The following is a 19,272-nucleotide window of genomic DNA, read 5'->3' as shown; positions in this document are numbered from 1 at the left end:
GCGCCGGCGTTGAGAGGGGTCACGAGACCCCGCCCAGATAGGCCTCGGCGACGCGGGAGTCGGCGGACAGTTCGGCCGCAGCCCCCTCCAGTACCGTTTCACCGTTCTCGATCACATACGCACGGTGCGCGATCTTCAGCGCCCCCTTGGCGTTCTGTTCGACGAGGAGCACGGCGGTGCCCCCGCGGTTGATGTCCCGGATCACCTCCATCACGGCGGCGACCATGAGCGGGGCAAGCCCCATCGACGGTTCGTCGAGCATCAGCAGGCGGGGGCGGGCGACGAGGGCCCTGCCCATGGCGAGCATCTGCTGTTCGCCGCCGGACAGCGTCCCGCCGTGCTGGGTCCGCCTCTCGGCCAGCCGGGGCAGCAGTTCGTACACCTCGTCGACCCGTCGGGCCAGTTCGGCCCCGTCGCGCACCAGATATCCGCCGATCAGCAGGTTCTCGTGCACCGTCAGCGTGCTGAAGATCCGCCGCCCCTCGGGGACGTGAACCACCCCGCGTGCGACGATCTTCGGCGGAGACGTCCTGGTGATGTCCTCGCCCTCGTGCACGATGCGGCCCGCAGCGGGTTTGACCAGTCCTGACACGGCGGACAGCGTCGTGGTCTTGCCGGCGCCGTTGTTGCCGAGCAAGGCGACGGTCTCCCCTTCGCCGACGGTGAGGTCGAGGCCGCGCAGCGCCTGCACTCCTCCGTATCTGACTTCCAGGCCGTGGATCTCAAGCATGCTGTGCTCCTTCCCCCACGAGTTCCGTGCGAGCGGCGTGGACCTCGTCGTCGTCGGCATCCCGGCCGAGGTACGCCTCGATGACCGCCGGGTCGCGTCGCACGTCGTCCGGACGGCCGTCCGCGATCTCCTTGCCGAAGTTCAGGACGACCACCCGCTCGGACACCTCCATGACCAGGCCCATGTCGTGTTCGATCAGCGCAATCGCCATGCCCAGTTCCTGGATCCGGCGGATCAGGGTGAGCAGTTCGGCCTTCTCGCCGTGGTTGAGCCCTGCGGCCGGCTCGTCCAGCAGGAGCAGCTTCGGCCGCCGGGCGAGAGCACGGGCGATCTCCACGCGGCGCTGCTCGCCGTAGGGGAGGTTGCGGACGAGGCCGCCGCGGTCACCGCGCAGCTCGACGAAGTCGAGCCACTTGTTGGCCTCGTCGGTGGCCTCGCGCTCGCTGCGACGGTAGCGGGGGGTGTGAAACAACGCGTCGACGGCTCTCTGCCGCAGCCACAGATGCGTGCCCGCCCGTACGTTGTCCAGCACCGACAGCTCGCCGAACAGCCTCAGGTTCTGAAAGGTACGAGCGAGGCCACAGGCGGCGATCGCCGACGGGCGCCGGCCCGTCACGTCCTGACCCGCCAGCCGGACCGTACCCCCGGTCGGCTTGTAGAACCCGCTGACGCAGTTGAACGCGGACGTCTTCCCCGCACCATTGGGGCCGATGACCGAGACGATCTCACTCTCGCCGACCGAGAAGGTGAGGCCGTCGACAGCGCGGACTCCCCCGAAGGCCAGCCGCAAATCCTTGACTTCGAGAATCATTCGTCTTCCTTCGCCGACGAGGCGGTCACGGGAACGCCGAGCGTGCTGGGGGCACGGGACGCCATGTCGTCGGGGTCGCGTACGCGGTGCGGCCACAGGCCTTGGGGACGGAGCAGCATCACGACGATGAGGAGCATGCCGAACACGAAGAACCGGTAGTCCGCCAGGTCCCGCAGCAGTTCGGGGAGCAGGCTGATGACGACGGCGCCGACCACGACACCGCGGGTGGAGCCCATGCCGCCGAGCACGACCGCCATCAGGACGAGGGCGGACTGCAGGAACGTGAAGCTGGCAGGGGACACCGCCGACAGCTGGGCGGCGAACAGGACGCCGGAGAGCCCTCCCCAGACCGCGCCCGCGACATAGGCCGCCAGTTTGACCCGGTACGTATTGACTCCGCTGGCTTCGGCCGCATCCTCGTCCTCCCGGACGAACCGCCAGGCACGGCCGATACGGGAGCGGCCGAGCCGGGCGGCGAACAGCACCGCAACCGCGACGATCACCACGGTGGCGTAGTAGAAGACGACCGGATCGGAGAGCGTGTCGCCGAGCAGCCCGGGGATGCCGTAGATCCCCGAAGGACCGCCGGTGATGTCCAGGTTGTTGGCGACGATCCGGATGATCTCCCCGAAGCCGAGGGTGACGATCGCCAGATAGTCGCTGCGCAGCCGTAGCGTCGGGCCTCCGATCACCACTCCGGCCACCACCGTCACCACAACGACGACGGGCACGGTGGCCAGCAGGGGGAGGTTCAGCCGCGTGGCGAGTATGCCGCCGGTGTACGCCCCGACGGCGAGGAAGGCGGCGAAGCCGAGGTCGAGCAGGCCGCAGTAGCCGACGACGATGTTCAGCCCGACGGCGAGCATCACAAAGACCGCCGCGCTGGTCATCACGTTCAGTGCATAGGGGGTGGCGGTCACGAACGGGGCCAGCAGGCCGATCGCGAGCCCGCCCCAGCCGAGCCTTGGGCTTTCCAGAGCCCGCGTGATGACCGAGGGTCCACGGCGCCTGACCGGCTTGACCGGTGGGTTCTGGTTCTGGACTGCCGTCATCACACGCGCTCCGTGACACGTTCGCCGAGCAGGCCGGTGGGCCGCACGGTCAGGAAGAGGATGAGGAACCCGAAGGCGAACACGTCGCGCCATTCGCCTCCGAACCAGTCGGTGCTGAAGGACTCCAGCAGACCGAGGACGAGGCCACCGAGCATCGTGCCCTTCAGGTTGCCTATGCCGCCGATGACAGCCGCGGTGAACGCCTTGAGCCCGATGATGAAGCCCATCAGGAAGTCGATCTTCCCGTAGTAGGCGCCCGCCATGACTCCGGCCGCTCCGGCAAGGGCCGAACCGATGAAGAACGTACGGGAGATGACCGCATCGACATCGATGCCCATCATCAAAGAGGCCTTCGGGTCCAGCGCGATGGCGCGCATCGCCCGGCCCTGGCGGCTGCGCATGACGAGCGCGTTGAGCGTCAGCATGAGACCGACGGCGACCACCATGAGGACGAGCTGCTGAACAGTGATCTTGGCGCCGAGCACCGACACGGCGGTGCCGTCTAGGCGTACCGGATACACCCGCGGGTTGGGGCCCGCGAAGATGCGGACCCCGTACTCCAGCGCGAATGACGCACCCACCGCGGTGATGAGCAGCGACAGCCGCGGTGCTCCGCGCAGCGGCCGGTAGGCCACCCGCTCGAGCGCGACTCCGCTCAGGCCGGCCACCAGCATCGTCAGCACGAGCACCACGAACAGGGCGACGAGCGAACCGCCGGGAACGGCGCCGAATGTACCGAGCAGCGCGAATCCCGAGAACGCTCCGAGCATGTAGAGGTCGCCGTGGGCGAAGTTGAGCAGTTTGATGATCCCGTAGACCATGCTGTAGCCGAGGGCGACCAGGGCATAGAACGAGCCGACGAACAGCCCGTTCCAGATGAGTTGTGCCATGCGAACCCCTCCGGTTACTTGAGGGAGTCCTGCAGGACGAACTTGCCGTTCCTGACGCCCAGGATCACGAATCCGCCGTTGCTCAGCGTGTGTTCATCGGTGAACTTCAGCGGGCCGGAGAAGATGTCGAAGCCGTTCAGGCCCTCGAGCGCCGTGATGATCTTGTCGCCGTCGGTGCTGTCGGCCTTCTTGATGGCCTCGGCCGCGACCCGCACGGCGTCGTAGGACTGGGTCGAGTACGGGCCGGGCTGGGAGCCGAACTTCTTCTTGTAGGAGGCGATCCAGCTCTCGGCACCCGGAGTGGTTTCGGGGGTCTGGGTCATGGTCGCGTAGACGTCCTTGCCGTTCGCGGCGCCCGCGATCTCGACGAGCTTCGCGTCGACCGAGCCGTCGCCGACGAGGAACTTGCCCTTGTAGCCGGCCTGGCGGAACTGGCGGATCAGCAGGCCGCCCTCCTGGTAGTAGCCGGTCCAGTAGATGTAGTCGGGGTTCGACTTCAGCACGCTGGTGACATTCGGGCTGTAGTCGCTCTCACCGGGGTTGACCGAATCCTCACCGGCCCTGGCCGGAGCGCCGCCCACACCCAGCTTGACCGAGGTGAGGTCGGCGATGTCCTTGGAGTAACTGGTGTTGTCGTCCATGACGGCGACCTTCTTGGCTCCCTCCTTGGTGAGCCACTTGACCGCCGCGACCGCCTGCTGGCTGCCGGTGCCGTTGATGAGGAAGACGTGGTCGAGTTGCTGCGCGACCAGTTCGTTGGAGTTGGCCGCCGGAATGATCATGGGGATCTTCTGCTTGCCGAAGACCGGCAGGGTGGGCAGCGTGGCGCCGGAACAATAGCCGCCGACCGAGACGACCGTGCCTGCCGCAACCAGCTTGCTGGCCGCCGCGACCGCGGTCTTGGGGTCGCAGGCGTCGTCCTCGACCTGCAGCTTCAGCTTCCGGCCGAGCACGCCGCCCTTGGCGTTGATCTCGTCGATCGCAAGCTGTGCGCCGTTCTTCATGTACGGGCCGATGTCCGCGCTGCTGCCGGACATCGGTATGTCCATCCCGAGCACGATGGGGCCGTTGTCGTCAGCCTCGGAGCTGCCGCCGGCCAGTCCGTTGCAGCCCGTGGTGGACAGTGCGGCCACTGCGAAAAGCGAGGTCAGCGCCACAACGCGGGACGTGGCGTGGGCGGTTCGGGGCAGGACGGGGATGGTGGGTCTCTTCACGGGGGCACGCTCCTCTGCGAGGTAATGCGGACGGTCGGGTGGGAGGACCTGGGGGATCGGTAGGCGGGTGACACGGTGAGTGGCAGCCGGCACGTGGCGGCCGGCTCAGGACGCGGCTCTTCCCTCTTCCGGGTATGAGCCGTGGCCGCGCAATGTGCCGTGTGACATTTCACATCGCGCTGGAGTAGTCGGTCAATGGCTGGAACCCGACCGTTATCCAGGCCGGTCTCTCGCAAGCCCCTGCCGGCCCGTCGGACAGGGTGTGGAGCAAGACGCCCTCATCGCGCGGCTCGGATCGAAGACAGTGCCAGCGAACAAGGCGGCTCCGGTCCGGAGTGCCTCGGGACGTGAAGGGGCGGGAGTTCGAGCACCGTACAGCCGAAGCCGGTGATCCGTCCGACGATTGCGGCGGCCTCGAGATCACGCACGGAGAAGACGAACGGTCCGGGGATCAGCAGTACGCCGTAGCTGCCGCGAGCCACCAGGTCCATCAGCCTTTCCAGGCCGGGCAGCGGGCCTGGGGAGCGCAAGCCGTTGTCCAGGTGGATCGAGGGCTCGGGCAGCCCGAGTACTTCGGCGTAGCTGCGAAGTGCGATCCGATGCGTTTCCATTCCCCAGGCATCGAAGGGAAAGCACCGAAGGTATCCCGCGATCCCGGCGGTGCCGTGCACAGTGATGTCGAGGTTCATGCATGTCTCCTCCGCCATCGGATTCCCCGGCCATAAGGGGATTTCCCCGGATGTATGTGGCCGGTGCTTCCAGGAGACGGAGAGAAGGCGGCCACGTCCATGGCCGGACGAACACAGTCCGGTCACCGGTGGCGGCCCGTACCGAAGATCGCTGGGTAGGAGGTACCGGGTGTGGAATGGAACGCTACGTAGTACACAGCCCCCGTGTGCCTATGGGGTCGGCCGCAGCGGCCGACACGCATGAGGTACCGCGGCGACCTATGGGTTGTTGGTGGGCAGGGCGTCGCGGACGGCGTGGCGACTGGTGACGCCGAGCTTCTTGAGGACGCTGGCCACGTGGTGTTCCGCGGTGCGGGGGGAGAGGAAGAGGGCATGGGCGATGTCGCGGTTGGTGGCGCCGGTGGCGAGAAGGCAGGCGACTTCCTGCTCGCGGGGGGAGAGCTGCTCGCCGTAGCTGCGGCGTCCGACCGGCGGGCGGGCTTCGCCGAGGTCGCGCAGAGTGCGCTGGCAGCGGGCGGCGTCGAAGGTGGCCCCCAGGTGCCGGTAGATCTCGTCGATCTCTGTCAGGTCCTGCGCGGCACGGTGGGGCGTGGTGGGGATCAGGGTGCGGGCGGCGTGTTCGGCGGCCTGGGCTGTGGGGTAGGGGCGGCCGATGCCCTGGAAGGTGGCGCGTGCACGGTCGAAGTGATCGCGAGCCCGGGCCGGGTCGTCGTCGCGCAGCAGCAGTCCGAGGCAGAGGTGAAGGTGGGCGGTGGCGGCCGGCGCGTCCTGGCCCTCGATTGCGCGCTCGAAATCCCTGGTCAGCTTCGTGGCCGACTCGGGCCGCGCGGTGGCCAGGGCGGCCTCGACGGCGACCGGAACCACGGCTGAGGCTCTGAGCCAGGGCCCGCCGTGCCGCAGGCTGTCCGCTGCCGGGGCGCTGATCGCCCACGCTGTCTCGGGCTCACCCTGGGCAAGCCTGACCCGGCCGATTCCGGCGGCCGCATCGGCGGTCCAGACCGCGTAGTCACTCGCGTCTCTCGCGGTGGTGTACCTCTTCAGAGCCTGGCTCCACTGTCCGCGGGCTTCGGCGAGTGCCCCCAGAACCAGCGATCCCTCAACCTCCAGCATCAGGATGTCCTGGACTTGGGCGAACAAGGACGCGTAGGCGGCCTCCAGGTCGCCCCAGGCGCCCGAGTACCAGGCGAGTTCCTGGCGCAGTATGCGGCCGATGGCGTCAAGATGCGGGGCACCGGTGCGGTGGGCGAGTTCCTGGCTCTGTTCGAGCAGGGCGCCGACCCGATCGTCGTGGCCGAGATCCAGCGCGGCGTCGGCCGCGTTGTACAGCGCCCTGGCGGTCTGCCTCAGAACGGCCAGGTCTCTGCCTTCCCGGGGCAGGTGGTCGATCAGCTCCCACACCTTCGGATGTCCGAGCTGGGTCAGCACCGCGATCTTGTTGGCGTGCACCGTGGCCCGCGCCGCCTCATCGGGACTGGCCTGCACAGCGCGCTCGGCACGCTCGATCCAGGCCAGTGCTTCCGCGGCGGGCCGCCCTCTGAACGTCGCCCACAGGGCAAGATGACTCATCGCGTGCGCGGCGGTCTCGGGCCGCTGGTCGCCCAGCTCATCGATGGCGCTTTCCAGCTCCCGGATGCCTGCCGGGTCGCCGGCCTGACTGGTGAGGATGAGGCCGAGCCCGACGCGGATCTCACCGCGGGTGGTGGTGGGCAGCTGGGGGTCGGACAGGATTCGTTGCAGGACCGCCACCGACGCCGTGTACTCGACGCTGTAGGTGGCGGTGCGGCTGAGGGCCAGCGCTACGCGGGTACGCACATCCTCATCCAGCCCGGGTTCGGCGAGGATGGTGTGCAGAAGGGCGGCGGCGGTGCCCTGGTCACCCAGCGCGAGCGCCTGAGCGGCGGCCGCCTCGGCCTGGGTGAGCCAGCCCTCCCAGTCGCCCAGGGCACGGAAGTGATGGGCGATCTGCACCAGCGAGGGGCTGTCCGATGTGCGCAGGGCCGCGATCGCCCGCTCATGCAGGCGGCGACGCCGCGGACCCGGGATGGTCTGGTAGACGGCCTGCTGGGCGAGAGCGTGGCGGAACCCGTACTGCATCGGCTGGTTCTCGCGCAGTACTGCGGCGCCCAGCACCTCCATCAGGGCCTCCATGCCCTGTTCAGGGTCGAGATCGGCGACCTGGGTCAGCACGGGTTCCGCGGTGGGCACCGCCAGCACCGCGGCGGCCTCCGCCACCGCCACCGCCTGCGCCGACAGGCCTCGCACTCGTGTGGATACCGCCTCCCGCAGCCCTCGAGGCACCACCGCTTGGCCGAGCCTGGTCACCGGATCGACGACCTCGACGCTCAGGTATCCCCGATGTCCCTGTTCACTCAGGGTGATCAGGTCCTCCTCGACCACCAAGGGCAGGCCCGCACTGCGCTCGAACAGGATGCGGCCCAGTGCGTGAGTGGCACGGGGGCCGAGGGCGGCAGCGGTCAGGTCTTGGATGTCTGACTTGGTCAGCGGAGCCAGGTGGATCTCCGCGCCACTGGTGCCCGGCGGGCGGCGATAGGCCGCGCCCAGGACGGGCGCGCGCGGCGGCAGCTCTTCCTGCCGGTAGGTGAGCACCAGGCCCAAGCGCGGTGGCAGGTCGCGGGCCAGGAGCAGCAGCAGCTCGCGGGTGGCTTCGTCCACCCAGTGCAGATCCTCGATGACCAGGATCGCAGTGCCGCAGGCCTCCAGGACCGCGCGCACCGCCCGTACCAGCTGGTAGCGCTCAGCCCCGCTCTCCTGCACGTCGGCAGGGGCGGGAGGCAAGTGGTCGGTCAGTTCCGGCAGCAGCGGCGCCAGGACGCCGGCCAGCGGGGACATCTCCGGGGCCGGCGGCAAATAGGGGCCGGCCTGGCGCAGGGCGTCGATGACCGGCCCATAGGGAAAGGGTTCGCGCAGCGGGTGGCAGGACCCGTACAGGACCCGCCCGCCCTGGCCGACCAGGTCCGCAGTCACCTCGCTGACCAGGCGGGACTTGCCGACGCCCGCCTCTCCCTCGATCAGCACCACTGCGGGTGGATGCTGCAGGGCGCCCCGCAGCAGACCGGATTCCCGTCGACGGCCCACAAAGGCGAAGCCCCCGCCGCCCGCGGCGCGGGGGCTGGGATCGAGACTCACCACCATGACGCACCCAACCGTTCGCCAGGGCCACGGGCTGGGCGGCTGCCCCTTGCATCCCGCGTCACGCCCGCAGCCTCGTACCCACCACGCTAGACCCGCTCCAGCGAAGCGCGAAACGACGACCGTCGGATGATCGCGGTTTTGATCAAGAAGACCTCTCCCTTTCGGCCCGGGCGCAGTGACCACGCGTGTGTCGGGGTCTGCATGAATTACATGTGACATTTCACATAGGACTGATGGTTTCACTCCTCTGTTCGGGAGCTCCCGCCGGTCCTTAACATCCGCGCCATGGATCTCGAGGTACGGCACTTGCGAGTCATCTGCTCGATCGCGGAGGCCGGAAGTCTCACCCGCGCCGCCGCATCGCTGGGCATGACGCAGCCAGGGCTCAGCGCCCAGCTACGGCGCATCGAGATCATGCTGGGCGGGGCGATCTTCGACCGTGGACAAGCCGGTGCGGTCCCCACAACGTTCGGCGAGCTGGTGCTCACGCGAGCACGTGCCATCCTGCCGGGTATCGACGGCCTGCTGGCCGACACCGCCCGCGCCGCGCGCTGCCGATCGACAACCGACCGCGTTCGCCTCGGATCGGTGGGCGCCCCGGTGCTCGCCGATCTCATTGTGGCGGTAAGGGAGTTGACGCCCCGGTCGGAGGTGACGGTCCGATGCCAGTACTCACCCTCGCCACTGCTCGACGACCTCGCCGCAGGACGCCTGGAGGGTGCGGTCCTCGGGGACAACCCCGGCCAGGAGCTCTCGCCACGCGATGAAGTCGTACTGCGCCCACTGGCCACCGAGCCCGTCTTCGCCCTGCTCCCGTCAGCCCACCCGCTGGCAGAGCAGGAAGAGGTGAGCCTGAACCAGCTCATCGAGGAGGACTGGGCGGTGCCCCACCCGGACACCGACCGCACCCGGGAATACTGGGCGTCCGTCTTCGCCCTGGCGGACCGCCAACCGAAGACGCCCTACGAGGCGGAGGGCCGGCAGCTGATCGAGCTCGTACGGGCAGGCCTGGCCGTCAGCCTCTGCCAGGCCACGTTCATCGCGGTGCCCGGCGTCGCAGTCCGCCCTCTCGCCGGGAATCCGATCTGGTACCGCCACGTGCTTGCCTGGCGTCGCGACGGCCCGCTCGCCGCACACGGCGACGCGATCTTCCACAGGGTCGGCCAAGGCTATCTGGCCACCTGCGCCGCCACTCCGGCGTACGCACGGTGGCGCGAACGCCATCCGCGCTCGGTGCGGCTGCTGGACTGAGCCGGTGCGCGGTCGCGGACCCGTGGTGACTCGACAGCGCCCGGTTCCGGGCAGTGGCCGCGGTGGATGGCGACCGAGGACGTCTCGGTCGCCATCCACCGCAGTGGCCTACTGCTTGGTTATCGATATGTCGTCGTGCAGAGGGCTGCTGTTCTTGACGTCGATGCGGACTCCGGTGTCCGGATCGGTGAAGGATTGTCCTGGGTGGAATGCGGCCATGTCCAGTTGCGCGCAGCCCGACGGCGGGGTGGCGTCAGGGTTGCCGTTGACGACCTGGACCGGGCCGTAGCCAGTCTGGGCGGACGAGTCGACCTTGTAGATGAGCACGCCGGTGGAACAGGCATTGGCATCGTTCCCGACGGCCTTGCGTGACTCGGCGACGTACGCCGTGGTCTCTCCGGTGCGGACCACCGCGATCTTGGTTCCGTCGGGGCGCTCGACGGCCTTCAGGCGGACGGTGCGGCTCCCGGCCGTGGACAGGCAGGAGACCTGGTCGTCGTCGATCCAGCCGAACTTCCAGAGCTCCCAGCCGACGTACTGCGGGGCGGGCCCTGCGATGTTGCCCATGAGGTCCCAGCCGCGGACGTAGCGGTGGAAGTCGGTGCCCTCGAAGGCATACAGGTCGGGCAGCCCGAACGTGTGGCCGGTCTCGTGGTTGACGACTTTGAAGCCCCAGCGCCACAGGTCCTGTCCGAAGGTCACCCCCCACTTGACGCGCTTGCCGTCGGCGACGATGCCGGTGGTAGCGGGGTCGTACAGGTAAGTGGGGGAGAACTTGACCGCCTTCGCAGCCCTGGTCGGGACGATGTAGACCATGTCGTACCGGGAGAAGTCGACATGCGGATCGGCGGCCTCGACAGCCTGACGCACATACAACTCGTGCTGTTCGAAGGTGATCCCGCGGTCGAAGCCGTAGGTGGTGGAATCCTGCGGCATCCGCAGCCAGCGGTTCAGCTGGGTGATGTCGAGCTTGACTCTCCCGAAGGAGGCCTTCTGCATCCAGTCGGCGGCCGGAGCGAGTTCGTTGTAGTAGTCCGTGGTGGAATCGGAATCGGTGGCCTGGGCGTCGGGGAAGTCGACGTAGAGCATCAGCACGCGCTTGGTGCCGATGGGCTGCTGGAACTGGCGGTAGTCGGTGTCATGACCCTCGTCGGTCCAGCCGGTCCTGCCGGGGAGAGCGCAGTCGGCGGCGGGGGTGGTGGCGGAGTCCTCCGAGACGGCACTCGCCACGGGGGTGGCCGCCGCCAGAGGGATGAGCACGGTCAATGCGACGGCGAGCCGCCGGACCTTGGGGGCGTGTCTGAGCATTTTCTCAATTCCTTTCTTGCGGTGGCTGCCGGACGTCAGATGCGTCCGGCAGCCATGTCCATCGGGCGGGCCAGGACGCGGTCACCGGAGGCGGTGACCCCGTCGTGTTCCCACTCGTCACGTGTGGCTCATGGGGTCCCCCCCTGCCGAGAGCGGCTCGGGGTAGTGACAGGCGACCTCCTGGCCCGGAGCGATCAACCGCAGGGCGGGCCGCTCGGCGGCACAGCGCTCGGCCGCCCTGGGGCACCGGGTACGGAACGGGCAGCCGCTGGGGGGACTGAGCGGGCTGGGCAGGTCTCCGGCGAGCACGATCCGCTCGCGGGACCGCTCGGCGTCCGGGTCGGGCACAGGCACCGCCGACAGCAGCGCATGGGTATAGGGGTGTGCGGCGCGGCCGAACAGGGTGGCCCGGTCGGCCGTTTCCACCACGGTGCCGAGGTACATGACAGCGATACGGGTACTGATCTGGCGGACCGCACCGAGGTCGTGCGCGATGAACACATAAGCGAGCCCGAAATCCTCCTGGAGATCCTTGAGCAGGTTGAGGATCTGCGCCTGCACCGACACGTCGAGCGCGGAGACCGGCTCGTCGCAGACGACCAGCTTCGGCCGCAGTGCCAGCGCCCGGGCGATACCGATGCGCTGGGCCTGACCGCCGGAGAACTCGTGGGGAAAACGGTCGGCGTGCTCCGGCCGCAGCTCCACCCGCTCCAGCAGGTGCTCCACCGGCTCGTCTGGCGTCAGCCCTTGGTAGCGGTACGGAGCTGCGAGGATCTGCCGGACAGTTTTCCGGGGGTTCAGCGATGAGAACGGATCCTGGAAAATCATCTGCAGGTCCCGGCGGACCGGCCGCATCGCCGCCTCGTCCATCGATGCCAGTTCCCGGCCGGCCACCCGGATCGTGCCGGACGTGGGCTCGACCAAGCGCGTGATCAGCCGGGCGACTGTCGACTTTCCGCAGCCGGACTCGCCGACGACGCCGAGCGTCTCCCCGGCCTCCACCCGTAGCGATACACCGTCAACTGCCGCGACATGACCGGCGAGCCGCCGGGTCAGACCGTGCCGCACCGGGAAGTGCTTGACGAGGTCCTGGACTTCGAGCAGCGGTGCGTTCACGGTGTCAACTCCGGTGCTTCGACCGGTGCCGCGACCGGCGTGTGCAAGGTGGGAAGACGGCGCGGCAGCGGTCCGTCGACGCGTGGCACGCAGGCGAGCAGACCCTCGGTGTAGGCGTCCCGCGGTCGGTAGAACACATCGCGGACCCCGCCCCGCTCAACCGCACGGCCGCCGTACATCACGACAACCTCGTCGGCCAGTCCGGCAACCACACCCATGTCATGGGTGATGAGCATGATCGCCGTGCCGGACTGCTCCCTCAGTTCCCCGAGCAGCGACAGGATCTGGGCCTGTACGGTCACATCGAGCGCGGTGGTCGGCTCGTCCGCGATGAGCAGGTCGGGCTCCAGGCACAACGCCATCGCGATCATCACCCGCTGCCGCATGCCGCCGGAAAACTCGTGCGGGTAGGCGCGGGCACGCCGCTCGGGCTCGGGGATGCCGACCCGCTCCAGCATCCGCACCGCGACGCGGTGAGCCTCGCGGCGCCCGGCCCCGCGGTGCGCCCGGTATGCCTCGGCGATCTGGAACGCCACCGGATAGTAGGGGTTCAGACAGGACAGCGGATCCTGAAAGATCATCGCGATGCGGTCGCCGCGCAGCTTGCGCAGCGCACGTCGGCCCAATCCCGTCAGATCCTGTCCGTCGAACCGGATGTCACCGGTGACGCGGGCGTCCGGCAACAGACCAAGGACCGCAAGGCTGGTGACGGACTTTCCGCTGCCCGACTCACCGACCACGCCGAGCACAGCGCCGGCTTCCAGATCCAGGTCCAGTCCGTCCACGGCGCGTGTCCCGGAACCGAAGTCCACGGTCAGATCTCGTACTGTCAGCAACGTCATCCCACGGCCCTCACTCTCGGGTCGAGGACTGCGTACACCAGGTCCACAACGACGTTGGCGAGCACCACGAAGCACGCGGCGAACAGGGTCACCCCGAGGATCACCGGCTGGTCGGCGCTGTTGATCGCGTCGGCCGCGAGCTTGCCCACGCCGGGCAGGCCGAACACGGACTCGGTGATGAGTGCGCCTCCGAGCAGCGCACCGAGGTCCATCCCGAAGATCGTCACGATGGGCATCAGCGCTGGGCGCAGCGCATGCCGACGCATCACGGTCGGCTCGGGCAGGCCTTTGGCGCGGGCGGTGCGGACGTAGTTCTGGCTCAGGCTGCCCAGCATCTCGCTGCGGGTGATCCGGGCGTAGACCCCGGCGTAGAGCATCGCCAGCGTGATCCACGGCATGATCATCGATTCCGCCCAGCCGAGCGGGTCCGCGGTGATCGGGACCGCCTGCGGATAGGGCAGCAGCCCGAGCTTGACGACGAGCAGGTACTGCAGCACCAGGGCCGTGAAATAGATCGGCAACGAGACGCCACCGAGCGCGGCCGTCATCGCCGCCCGGTCCCACAGGCTGCCGCGGCGCAGCGCGGACAACACACCCGCCGAGACGCCGACGGCCAGCCACAGTACCGCCGCGCCCACCGCGATCGAGACGCTGATCGGCAGACGGTGTGTGAGCAGCTGCCAGACCGGCTCGTTCGTCTGGAAGCTGAACCCCAGACAGGGGAAGGGACATGTCACGGCCTGATCACCGGTGCCGTAGCTCCGGCCGGCCACGATGCCGCCGAGATAGTCGCGGAACTGCACAAGGAGCGAGTGGTCGAGGCCGAGCGTCGCGCGGATCTGCGCAATCCGCTCCGGGCTGCACGCCTTGCCGCAGGCCCCAAGTGCCGGATCGGCGGGCATCAGGTAGAAGATCGCGAAGGTGGCGCCGCAGATCACCAGCAGGATCGTCGCCGTTGCGGCCAGTCTGCGCAGGACATACAGAATCATCGTCGCCGGCTCCGGGGGTCGAGGGCGTCCTGTACCGCGTCGCCCAGCACGTTGAAGGCGAGCACGGTGACGAACAGGAAGACGCCTGGGATCAGGAAGTAGACGGGGTCGGAGGCGTACCACGGCACCGCGGAGGCGATCATCTGGCCCCACGAGGGGGTGGGCGGGGCCACCCCGACGCCGAGGAAGGACAGGCCCGCCTCGGTGGCGATGTAGCTGGGGATCGACATGGTCGCCACGACGAGGATCGGCCCGGTCAGGTTGGGGAGCACCTCACGCACCAGGAGCGCGCGCCGGGAGGCGCCGAGCACCCGGGCGGCCGCCACGAACTCCCCACGGGCCAGCACCATCGCCTGCCCCCGCACGATTCGCCCGACGTACGGCCAGCCGAAGAAGCCGAGTACGACGACCAGGAGCAACTGTCGGTCCACGCCCGGCGCCGCGGAGATCAGCGCGATCATGAAAATCAGGCTGGGGAACGACATCAGCAGGTCCATCAGCCGACCGACGAGGGCATCGGTCCAGCCGCCGAAGAACCCCGCGGCCAACCCCAGCGCCGTTCCCAGCACCACCGACAGACCGGTGGCGAGCACGGCGATCAGCAGCGAGACCCGCGCGCCGTACACGACACGGGCGAGGATGTCCCGGCCGCTGCCCGGCTCGACTCCCAGCCAGTGCGTGGTGCTGATGCCGCCCGCCGCTCCTCGCGGCAGTCCGCCGAGCGCCGGAGTCACCGCATCGGAGTGGAACTCGGTCGGCGACGTACCTGTTGCCCAGGTGATCAGCGGGGCCGCAAGCGCGATCAGGACGAGTGCGACGACTCCTGTGAGCGCGGCCGCCGCGGACGGCTGCATCAGCAGCCGCCGCAACAGGGACACCTCGTGCCGTCCGACGCCGTGTGACACGTCGGACGACACCGAGGTGGGGAGCATCGTGGTCACTTGCGAAGCCCCAGTGAGACCAGATCCAGACGCCCGACGTAGGCGACGTGCCCGTACGCCCCGGCGACGTTGGGACCGACGAGGACGGCCGCCTTGTCCCACAGGAACGGCACGACCGGCGCGTCCTGCATGATCTGCTTGGCCAGCTCGCCGTAGGCCATCGCGGCGGATGCCGGGTCGCGCACTTTGGCGATCTCGTCGATCCGCGCGTTGACCTTGCGTGAGTTGTACTGCGAGTGGTTGTTGTTGCCCTCCGGGGTGATCATCCGGCCGTCGAACACGATCGGCAGGTAGGTGGAGGCGCCGGGCCAGTCGGGCGTCCAGCCGTCGATCACCAGGTCGTGCTCCTGGGCCGTGTTGCCCACTGTGCTGTAGTACGCCGACGAGCTGATCGCGTTGATCTTCACCGTGATGCCCGCCCGGGCGAGGGACGCCTGCACCGCCTCGGCCTGCGCCTTGCCTGTGGTTGTCGCGGGGGCGTCGAGGGTGAGGGCCAGGCCCGAGGCGTGACCGGCCTGTGCGAGCAGCGCCTTGGCCTTGGCCGGATCCCCCTTGCCGTCCTGGCTCGGGTACGGGTCGTCAGAAACGAAGCCGGGCAGGGACGGTGGCAGCAGAGTGGTGGCCAGCTCCCCGATGATCGGGCCGCCGCGAGCGGTGCGCAGCGCCTCCTTGTCCAGCGCGTATGCGATCGCCTGCCGCACCCGGACGTCGTCCAGCGGCTTGTGCTTGGTATTGATGCTGACGAAGCGTGTGTTGATCGATTCACCGATGACATGTCGCTGACGCACCTTCGGGTCGGCCATCACCGGCCCGATGGAGGCTGCGCCGATCGGCTCGAGAGCGACCGCGTTGGCGTCCTCGCCCCCAGCGGCGATGAGCCGCTGGTCGATCACGGCCGGATCCAGATTGAGATCGATCACGATCTTGTCCGGGAGACCCTTGCGCACCGGGTCGATGTCCGGACTCCAGTGAGTGTTGCGGACGAGTGTGAGCTGCTTCTTGGCTTCGAAGTTCTCGATCTTGTACGGACCGGAGGAGAAAGGCCTGGAGTCGTACTTGACGCCGTTGTCCTTGTCTCTCGGTACCGGGGCGAACATCGGCAGCGACACCGCCGAACCGAAGTCGGCCACCGGGCGGTTGAGCTTGAAGACGATCGTCCTGTCGTCGGGGGTCTCGATCGAGGCGAGCCCTTGCTTGTCCTTGTAGGGGCCCTTGTACGTCTTGCCGCCCGCCAGCCAGATCCGGCCGTACGGCGGGCCTTCGGGCAGCTCCGCGGCGAACGTCCGCTCGACCCCGTACTTGATGTCCCGGCTGGTGATGGGCCGGCCGTCCTCGAATTTCACCCCCGCCCTGAGAGTGAAGGTCCAGGTTCGGGCGTCGTCGCTGGGGCGCCCGTTGTCCGTCGCCAGGTCCGGCACGATCTTGCCCCCGGCCAGGCCGGGGGCCGCCGCGAAAGTCGTCAGTGTCCGGTAGACAAGCCGGCCGACGTTCTGGGACGAGGTGACGTAGTTGCGGGCCGGATCGAGGTGCTCCAGGTCGATGCTGGACAGCACATGCAGTGTGCCGCCCTTGCTTGCCGTCTTGGCCTGCCCATCGTCGCCGCCCTGGCCGGTTCCCCCGCAACCGGCCACGGCGATGAGCCCAAGGGCCGCCGTCATGACCGTTCTGGCTCGTCGTATTCTCACAACAGGCTCCCTTTGTGATGTGACATTTCACAGAGTGGGGACAAGGTTGAATGCGACCAGTCCTTACGGATAGCTCCCATGTCTCCATAACTTCGCGTTATGGAGCCTCGCCCCGTCGTTGCCGGGTGGACTGCCGAGAGGATGGAGGCATGCCGGGGCGGTGTGGTCGGCGCATGCCGCGCCGGCCACACCGCCCGTTGACCAGAAGCATCCCGTGCTACGCGGTCACCATTTGTAGGTCCAGACGGTGTCGTTGTACGCGTCGGAGCTGTTCACGTAGATCCGGATGCGAGCGGTGTCGTCCTGGAACGACTGGCCGGGCTTCCAGGTCTGCATGTCGGGCGTGGAGCAGTTCCCGGTGGGTGCAGCGGCGTTGGGGTTCGTCACGATCCGGATCGGCCCGTTGCCGGTGGTGGTGGAGGTGTCGACCTTGTAGATGACTACGCCGGTGGCGCAGGCGCTGGAGTCGTTGTTGGCGGCCTTGCGGGACTCGGCGACGTAGGCCGTGGTGGCGCTGGTCTTGATCACTGCCAGCTTGTAGCCGGTGCCCCCGTACTCCACCCCGTTCAGAGTGGTTGAATACGTGTTTGCCGTGGACAGGCACGAGACCTGACTGTCAGTGATCCAGCCGAACTTCCACGCGTGCCAGCCGAAGAACTGCGGGGCCGCGCCGTTGACCTTGCCCATGATGTCCCAGCCGCCTACGTACTGGTGCAGATCGCCGCTGAAGGCGTAGAGGTCGGGCAGGCCGAAGGTGTGGCCGGTCTCATGGACGGCGACCTTGGAGCCCCAGGTCCACAGGTCCTGACCGAAGGTCACCGCCCAGTGGATGGCCACCCAGCTGTTCGTCTGCCCGTTCCAGACCCAGGTCACATTGGTGGGGTCCTGGATGAAGGTGGGGGAGTGACTGATCGCGGCAGCGGTGCTGGTCGGCACGATGTAGAACGTGTCGTAATTGGCGAGGTTGACGCCCGCACCGGCGGCGCCTGTGAGCGCGTCCTTGACATAGGTCTGGTGCGTTGCCCAGGAGAAATCGCGCTGCCAGTTGTACGCGGTGGAGTTCTTCGGCATGCGCACCCAATTGCCGTACGGGGCCTGAAGGTCCAGCCAGGTCTTCCCGTTGGAGGCGTTCCACAGCCAGTTGGCGGCGCCGGAAATCTGGTTGTAGTAAGGAGTGAGAGGCGTGGTGGTCCCGACGGCGTCGGGGAAGTCCACGTAGATCACGCCCACGCGCTTGGTCCCGGTCGGGCTCTGGAACCGGTTGTAGTCGGTTTGCTGGCCCTCATCGGTGAAGCCGGTCGTTCCCTGGAGCGCACATGCGGAGGCGCTCCCGTTGAATGCATGGGCGGGGCCGGCGGGGACGGTGACCAGGGCAAGCAGAGCGAGCAGGGCGGACAGGGCGATCAGGAGCGCCGCGGGGAGTGGGCGCCGTGGCCTGGTCGAAGAGCGCAAGGTATGCCTCCGGGGGAGAGTGGTCCGGGCTCGGACCCGGCAGCTGCGACCCTCCGGCAGGCGACGTGACGGCTGCCGATGACAGGTGGGCGGGTCGCAGACTCGGCTCGCCGTCTCTTCACAGCTGTTGCGATATGGCGGAGGGCAGGTCGGCAGCTCGTTGTGAGGAGCTCTCACCTGCCCTGGGGATCGCGCCGGTATAGGAGGTTCGACCTCCCGATCATCTGGGCGATCGCGGAGCGTACCTGTGCGTCCAGGCTGAGTGCCGCCGGGAATTGCCGCTGAGCAGGATCCGCTTGAATGTCGGTTCGGGGACATAGTGCGGGCCGGTCGGCGCCTCGGGTAGCTCTCACCTGTTCATCACATGGCGTTATGAGCCTGGAAAACTGCGACTGTTGCTCACCTTACGTGTATGCTCGGCCACTTTCGGCGAGCGCCATATGACTACCGCAATGCGCTACCCATCGTTTCCTCCGCTTAATGGGTGCGCCTACGCGTTGATCTCTCAGTGGCCGCCGGCGTTCTGTGGAGACAGATGTTCGGGACATCCGGAATGCGAAAGGGCGGCAGGACCATGACGATCAATGAAGGGGACGGACCGCTGATCGGCCGCCTGGCCCACGTCGTGGCCCACCTCAGTAGCCTGGTTCCCGGGGCTCACCGAGGTGTGACCAGATCTCAATGGTTCGAGCGCCACCCGGCCTCCGTGGCCGCCGCTCGGAGTTTCACCCGCGACACCCTGGTCGATTGGACCCGTGAGGAATCGGAAACCGTCGAGTTGCTCGTCAGCGAACTGGTTACCAATGCTGTGCGCCACGGAGCAGGCCCGATCCTGCTTCGTGTGACTGTCCGCGGCACGTCACTGCGGTGCGAAGTCACCGATGCGCATCCGGCTTCCCCGTGCCTCAAGGCGGCAGGCGCCGACGACGAATCCGGCCGAGGCATGTGGCTGCTTCATGAGCTGTCCCACCGCTGTGGCGTCCGTCCGGCGCACCAAGGAAAGACGGTCTGGTTCGAGCTGCAGGCTCCTGGCCCGGCCTCCGTCCCGGCTTCCGCCCCTGGCCCGGCCGAAGCCTCCGTCCCTGTCCTCAGCCGCTTCGCCCACGCATAGCCGCCCGGCCACACCACTGCAGTGCTGGTCGGCATCGC

At 68.1% G+C, this 19,272-nt stretch carries 16 protein-coding genes; 2 read left to right on the top strand and 14 right to left on the bottom strand.

Translation table 11 applies throughout. The annotated features are described in order from the left end of the window. Positions 1-19: 19 nt before the first annotated feature. The 7 genes from FBY35_RS04290 to FBY35_RS04260 all read right to left on the bottom strand — a co-directional run bounded on the left by FBY35_RS04290 (position 20) and on the right by FBY35_RS04260 (position 8,533). Positions 20-730, bottom strand: coding sequence for an ABC transporter ATP-binding protein (locus tag FBY35_RS04290; protein WP_142212496.1), 711 nt, complete (start codon positions 728-730; stop codon positions 20-22). Continuing rightward, complete coding sequence (locus FBY35_RS04285) at positions 723-1,541, bottom strand: ABC transporter ATP-binding protein (protein WP_142212495.1); 819 nt, start codon at positions 1,539-1,541, stop codon at positions 723-725. Before FBY35_RS04285 ends, FBY35_RS04290 begins: the two co-directional genes overlap by 8 nt. Further along, on the bottom strand, positions 1,538-2,593 hold the full coding sequence (locus tag FBY35_RS04280) for a branched-chain amino acid ABC transporter permease (RefSeq protein WP_142212494.1): 1,056 nt from the start codon (positions 2,591-2,593) through the stop codon (positions 1,538-1,540). Before FBY35_RS04280 ends, FBY35_RS04285 begins: the two co-directional genes overlap by 4 nt. After that, on the bottom strand, positions 2,593-3,483 hold the full coding sequence (locus tag FBY35_RS04275) for a branched-chain amino acid ABC transporter permease (protein WP_142212493.1): 891 nt from the start codon (positions 3,481-3,483) through the stop codon (positions 2,593-2,595). Before FBY35_RS04275 ends, FBY35_RS04280 begins: the two co-directional genes overlap by 1 nt. Positions 3,484-3,497: 14 nt before the next feature. After that, on the bottom strand, positions 3,498-4,697 hold the full coding sequence (locus FBY35_RS04270) for a branched-chain amino acid ABC transporter substrate-binding protein (RefSeq protein WP_260848508.1): 1,200 nt from the start codon (positions 4,695-4,697) through the stop codon (positions 3,498-3,500). A gap of 278 nt (positions 4,698-4,975) precedes the next feature. Continuing rightward, entirely contained in the window at positions 4,976-5,386 is a 411-nt protein-coding gene (locus FBY35_RS04265; protein ID WP_142212492.1) for a hypothetical protein, read from the bottom strand. A gap of 258 nt (positions 5,387-5,644) precedes the next feature. Then, positions 5,645-8,533, bottom strand: a complete 2,889-nt coding sequence (locus FBY35_RS04260; RefSeq protein ID WP_260848507.1) for an AAA family ATPase — start codon at positions 8,531-8,533, stop codon at positions 5,645-5,647. Positions 8,534-8,824: 291 nt separating this feature from the next. Here FBY35_RS04260 and FBY35_RS04255 point away from each other — a divergent pair, with 291 nt between their 5' ends. Further along, positions 8,825-9,790, top strand: a complete 966-nt coding sequence (locus FBY35_RS04255; RefSeq protein ID WP_142212490.1) for a LysR family transcriptional regulator — start codon at positions 8,825-8,827, stop codon at positions 9,788-9,790. 108 nt (positions 9,791-9,898) lie between these two features. Here FBY35_RS04255 and FBY35_RS04250 read toward each other — a convergent pair whose 3' ends face one another. The 7 genes from FBY35_RS04250 to FBY35_RS04220 all read right to left on the bottom strand — a co-directional run bounded on the left by FBY35_RS04250 (position 9,899) and on the right by FBY35_RS04220 (position 18,123). Beyond that, on the bottom strand, positions 9,899-11,098 hold the full coding sequence (locus tag FBY35_RS04250; RefSeq protein ID WP_142212489.1) for a M6 family metalloprotease domain-containing protein: 1,200 nt from the start codon (positions 11,096-11,098) through the stop codon (positions 9,899-9,901). Between the two features lie 117 nt (positions 11,099-11,215). Beyond that, positions 11,216-12,214 (bottom strand): ABC transporter ATP-binding protein, encoded by a 999-nt coding sequence (locus FBY35_RS04245; protein ID WP_142212488.1) that lies wholly within the window; start codon positions 12,212-12,214, stop codon positions 11,216-11,218. After that, positions 12,211-13,056, bottom strand: coding sequence for an ABC transporter ATP-binding protein (locus FBY35_RS04240; protein WP_142212487.1), 846 nt, complete (start codon positions 13,054-13,056; stop codon positions 12,211-12,213). The genes FBY35_RS04245 and FBY35_RS04240 overlap by 4 nt, the downstream gene beginning before the upstream one ends. Continuing rightward, positions 13,053-14,045, bottom strand: coding sequence for an ABC transporter permease (locus tag FBY35_RS04235; RefSeq protein ID WP_142212486.1), 993 nt, complete (start codon positions 14,043-14,045; stop codon positions 13,053-13,055). Before FBY35_RS04235 ends, FBY35_RS04240 begins: the two co-directional genes overlap by 4 nt. After that, positions 14,042-14,977: an ABC transporter permease gene (locus FBY35_RS04230; RefSeq protein ID WP_142214890.1), complete on the bottom strand. Its 936-nt coding sequence runs from the start codon at positions 14,975-14,977 to the stop codon at positions 14,042-14,044. Before FBY35_RS04230 ends, FBY35_RS04235 begins: the two co-directional genes overlap by 4 nt. Positions 14,978-14,982: 5 nt before the next feature. Then, complete coding sequence (locus FBY35_RS04225; RefSeq protein WP_142212485.1) at positions 14,983-16,671, bottom strand: ABC transporter substrate-binding protein; 1,689 nt, start codon at positions 16,669-16,671, stop codon at positions 14,983-14,985. A 225-nt stretch (positions 16,672-16,896) separates the two neighbouring features. Continuing rightward, positions 16,897-18,123: a M6 family metalloprotease domain-containing protein gene (locus FBY35_RS04220; RefSeq protein WP_260848506.1), complete on the bottom strand. Its 1,227-nt coding sequence runs from the start codon at positions 18,121-18,123 to the stop codon at positions 16,897-16,899. 535 nt (positions 18,124-18,658) lie between these two features. Here FBY35_RS04220 and FBY35_RS37930 point away from each other — a divergent pair. Then, positions 18,659-19,234: an ATP-binding protein gene (locus tag FBY35_RS37930; protein WP_142212483.1), complete on the top strand. Its 576-nt coding sequence runs from the start codon at positions 18,659-18,661 to the stop codon at positions 19,232-19,234. The last annotated feature ends 38 nt before the right edge of the window (positions 19,235-19,272 follow it).

The organism is Streptomyces sp. SLBN-118, from assembly GCF_006715635.1.
GTDB lineage: Bacteria > Actinomycetota > Actinomycetes > Streptomycetales > Streptomycetaceae > Streptomyces.
The sequence above is the reverse complement of the archived record's forward strand: the minus strand, read 5'-3'. Positions and strand labels throughout refer to the sequence as shown.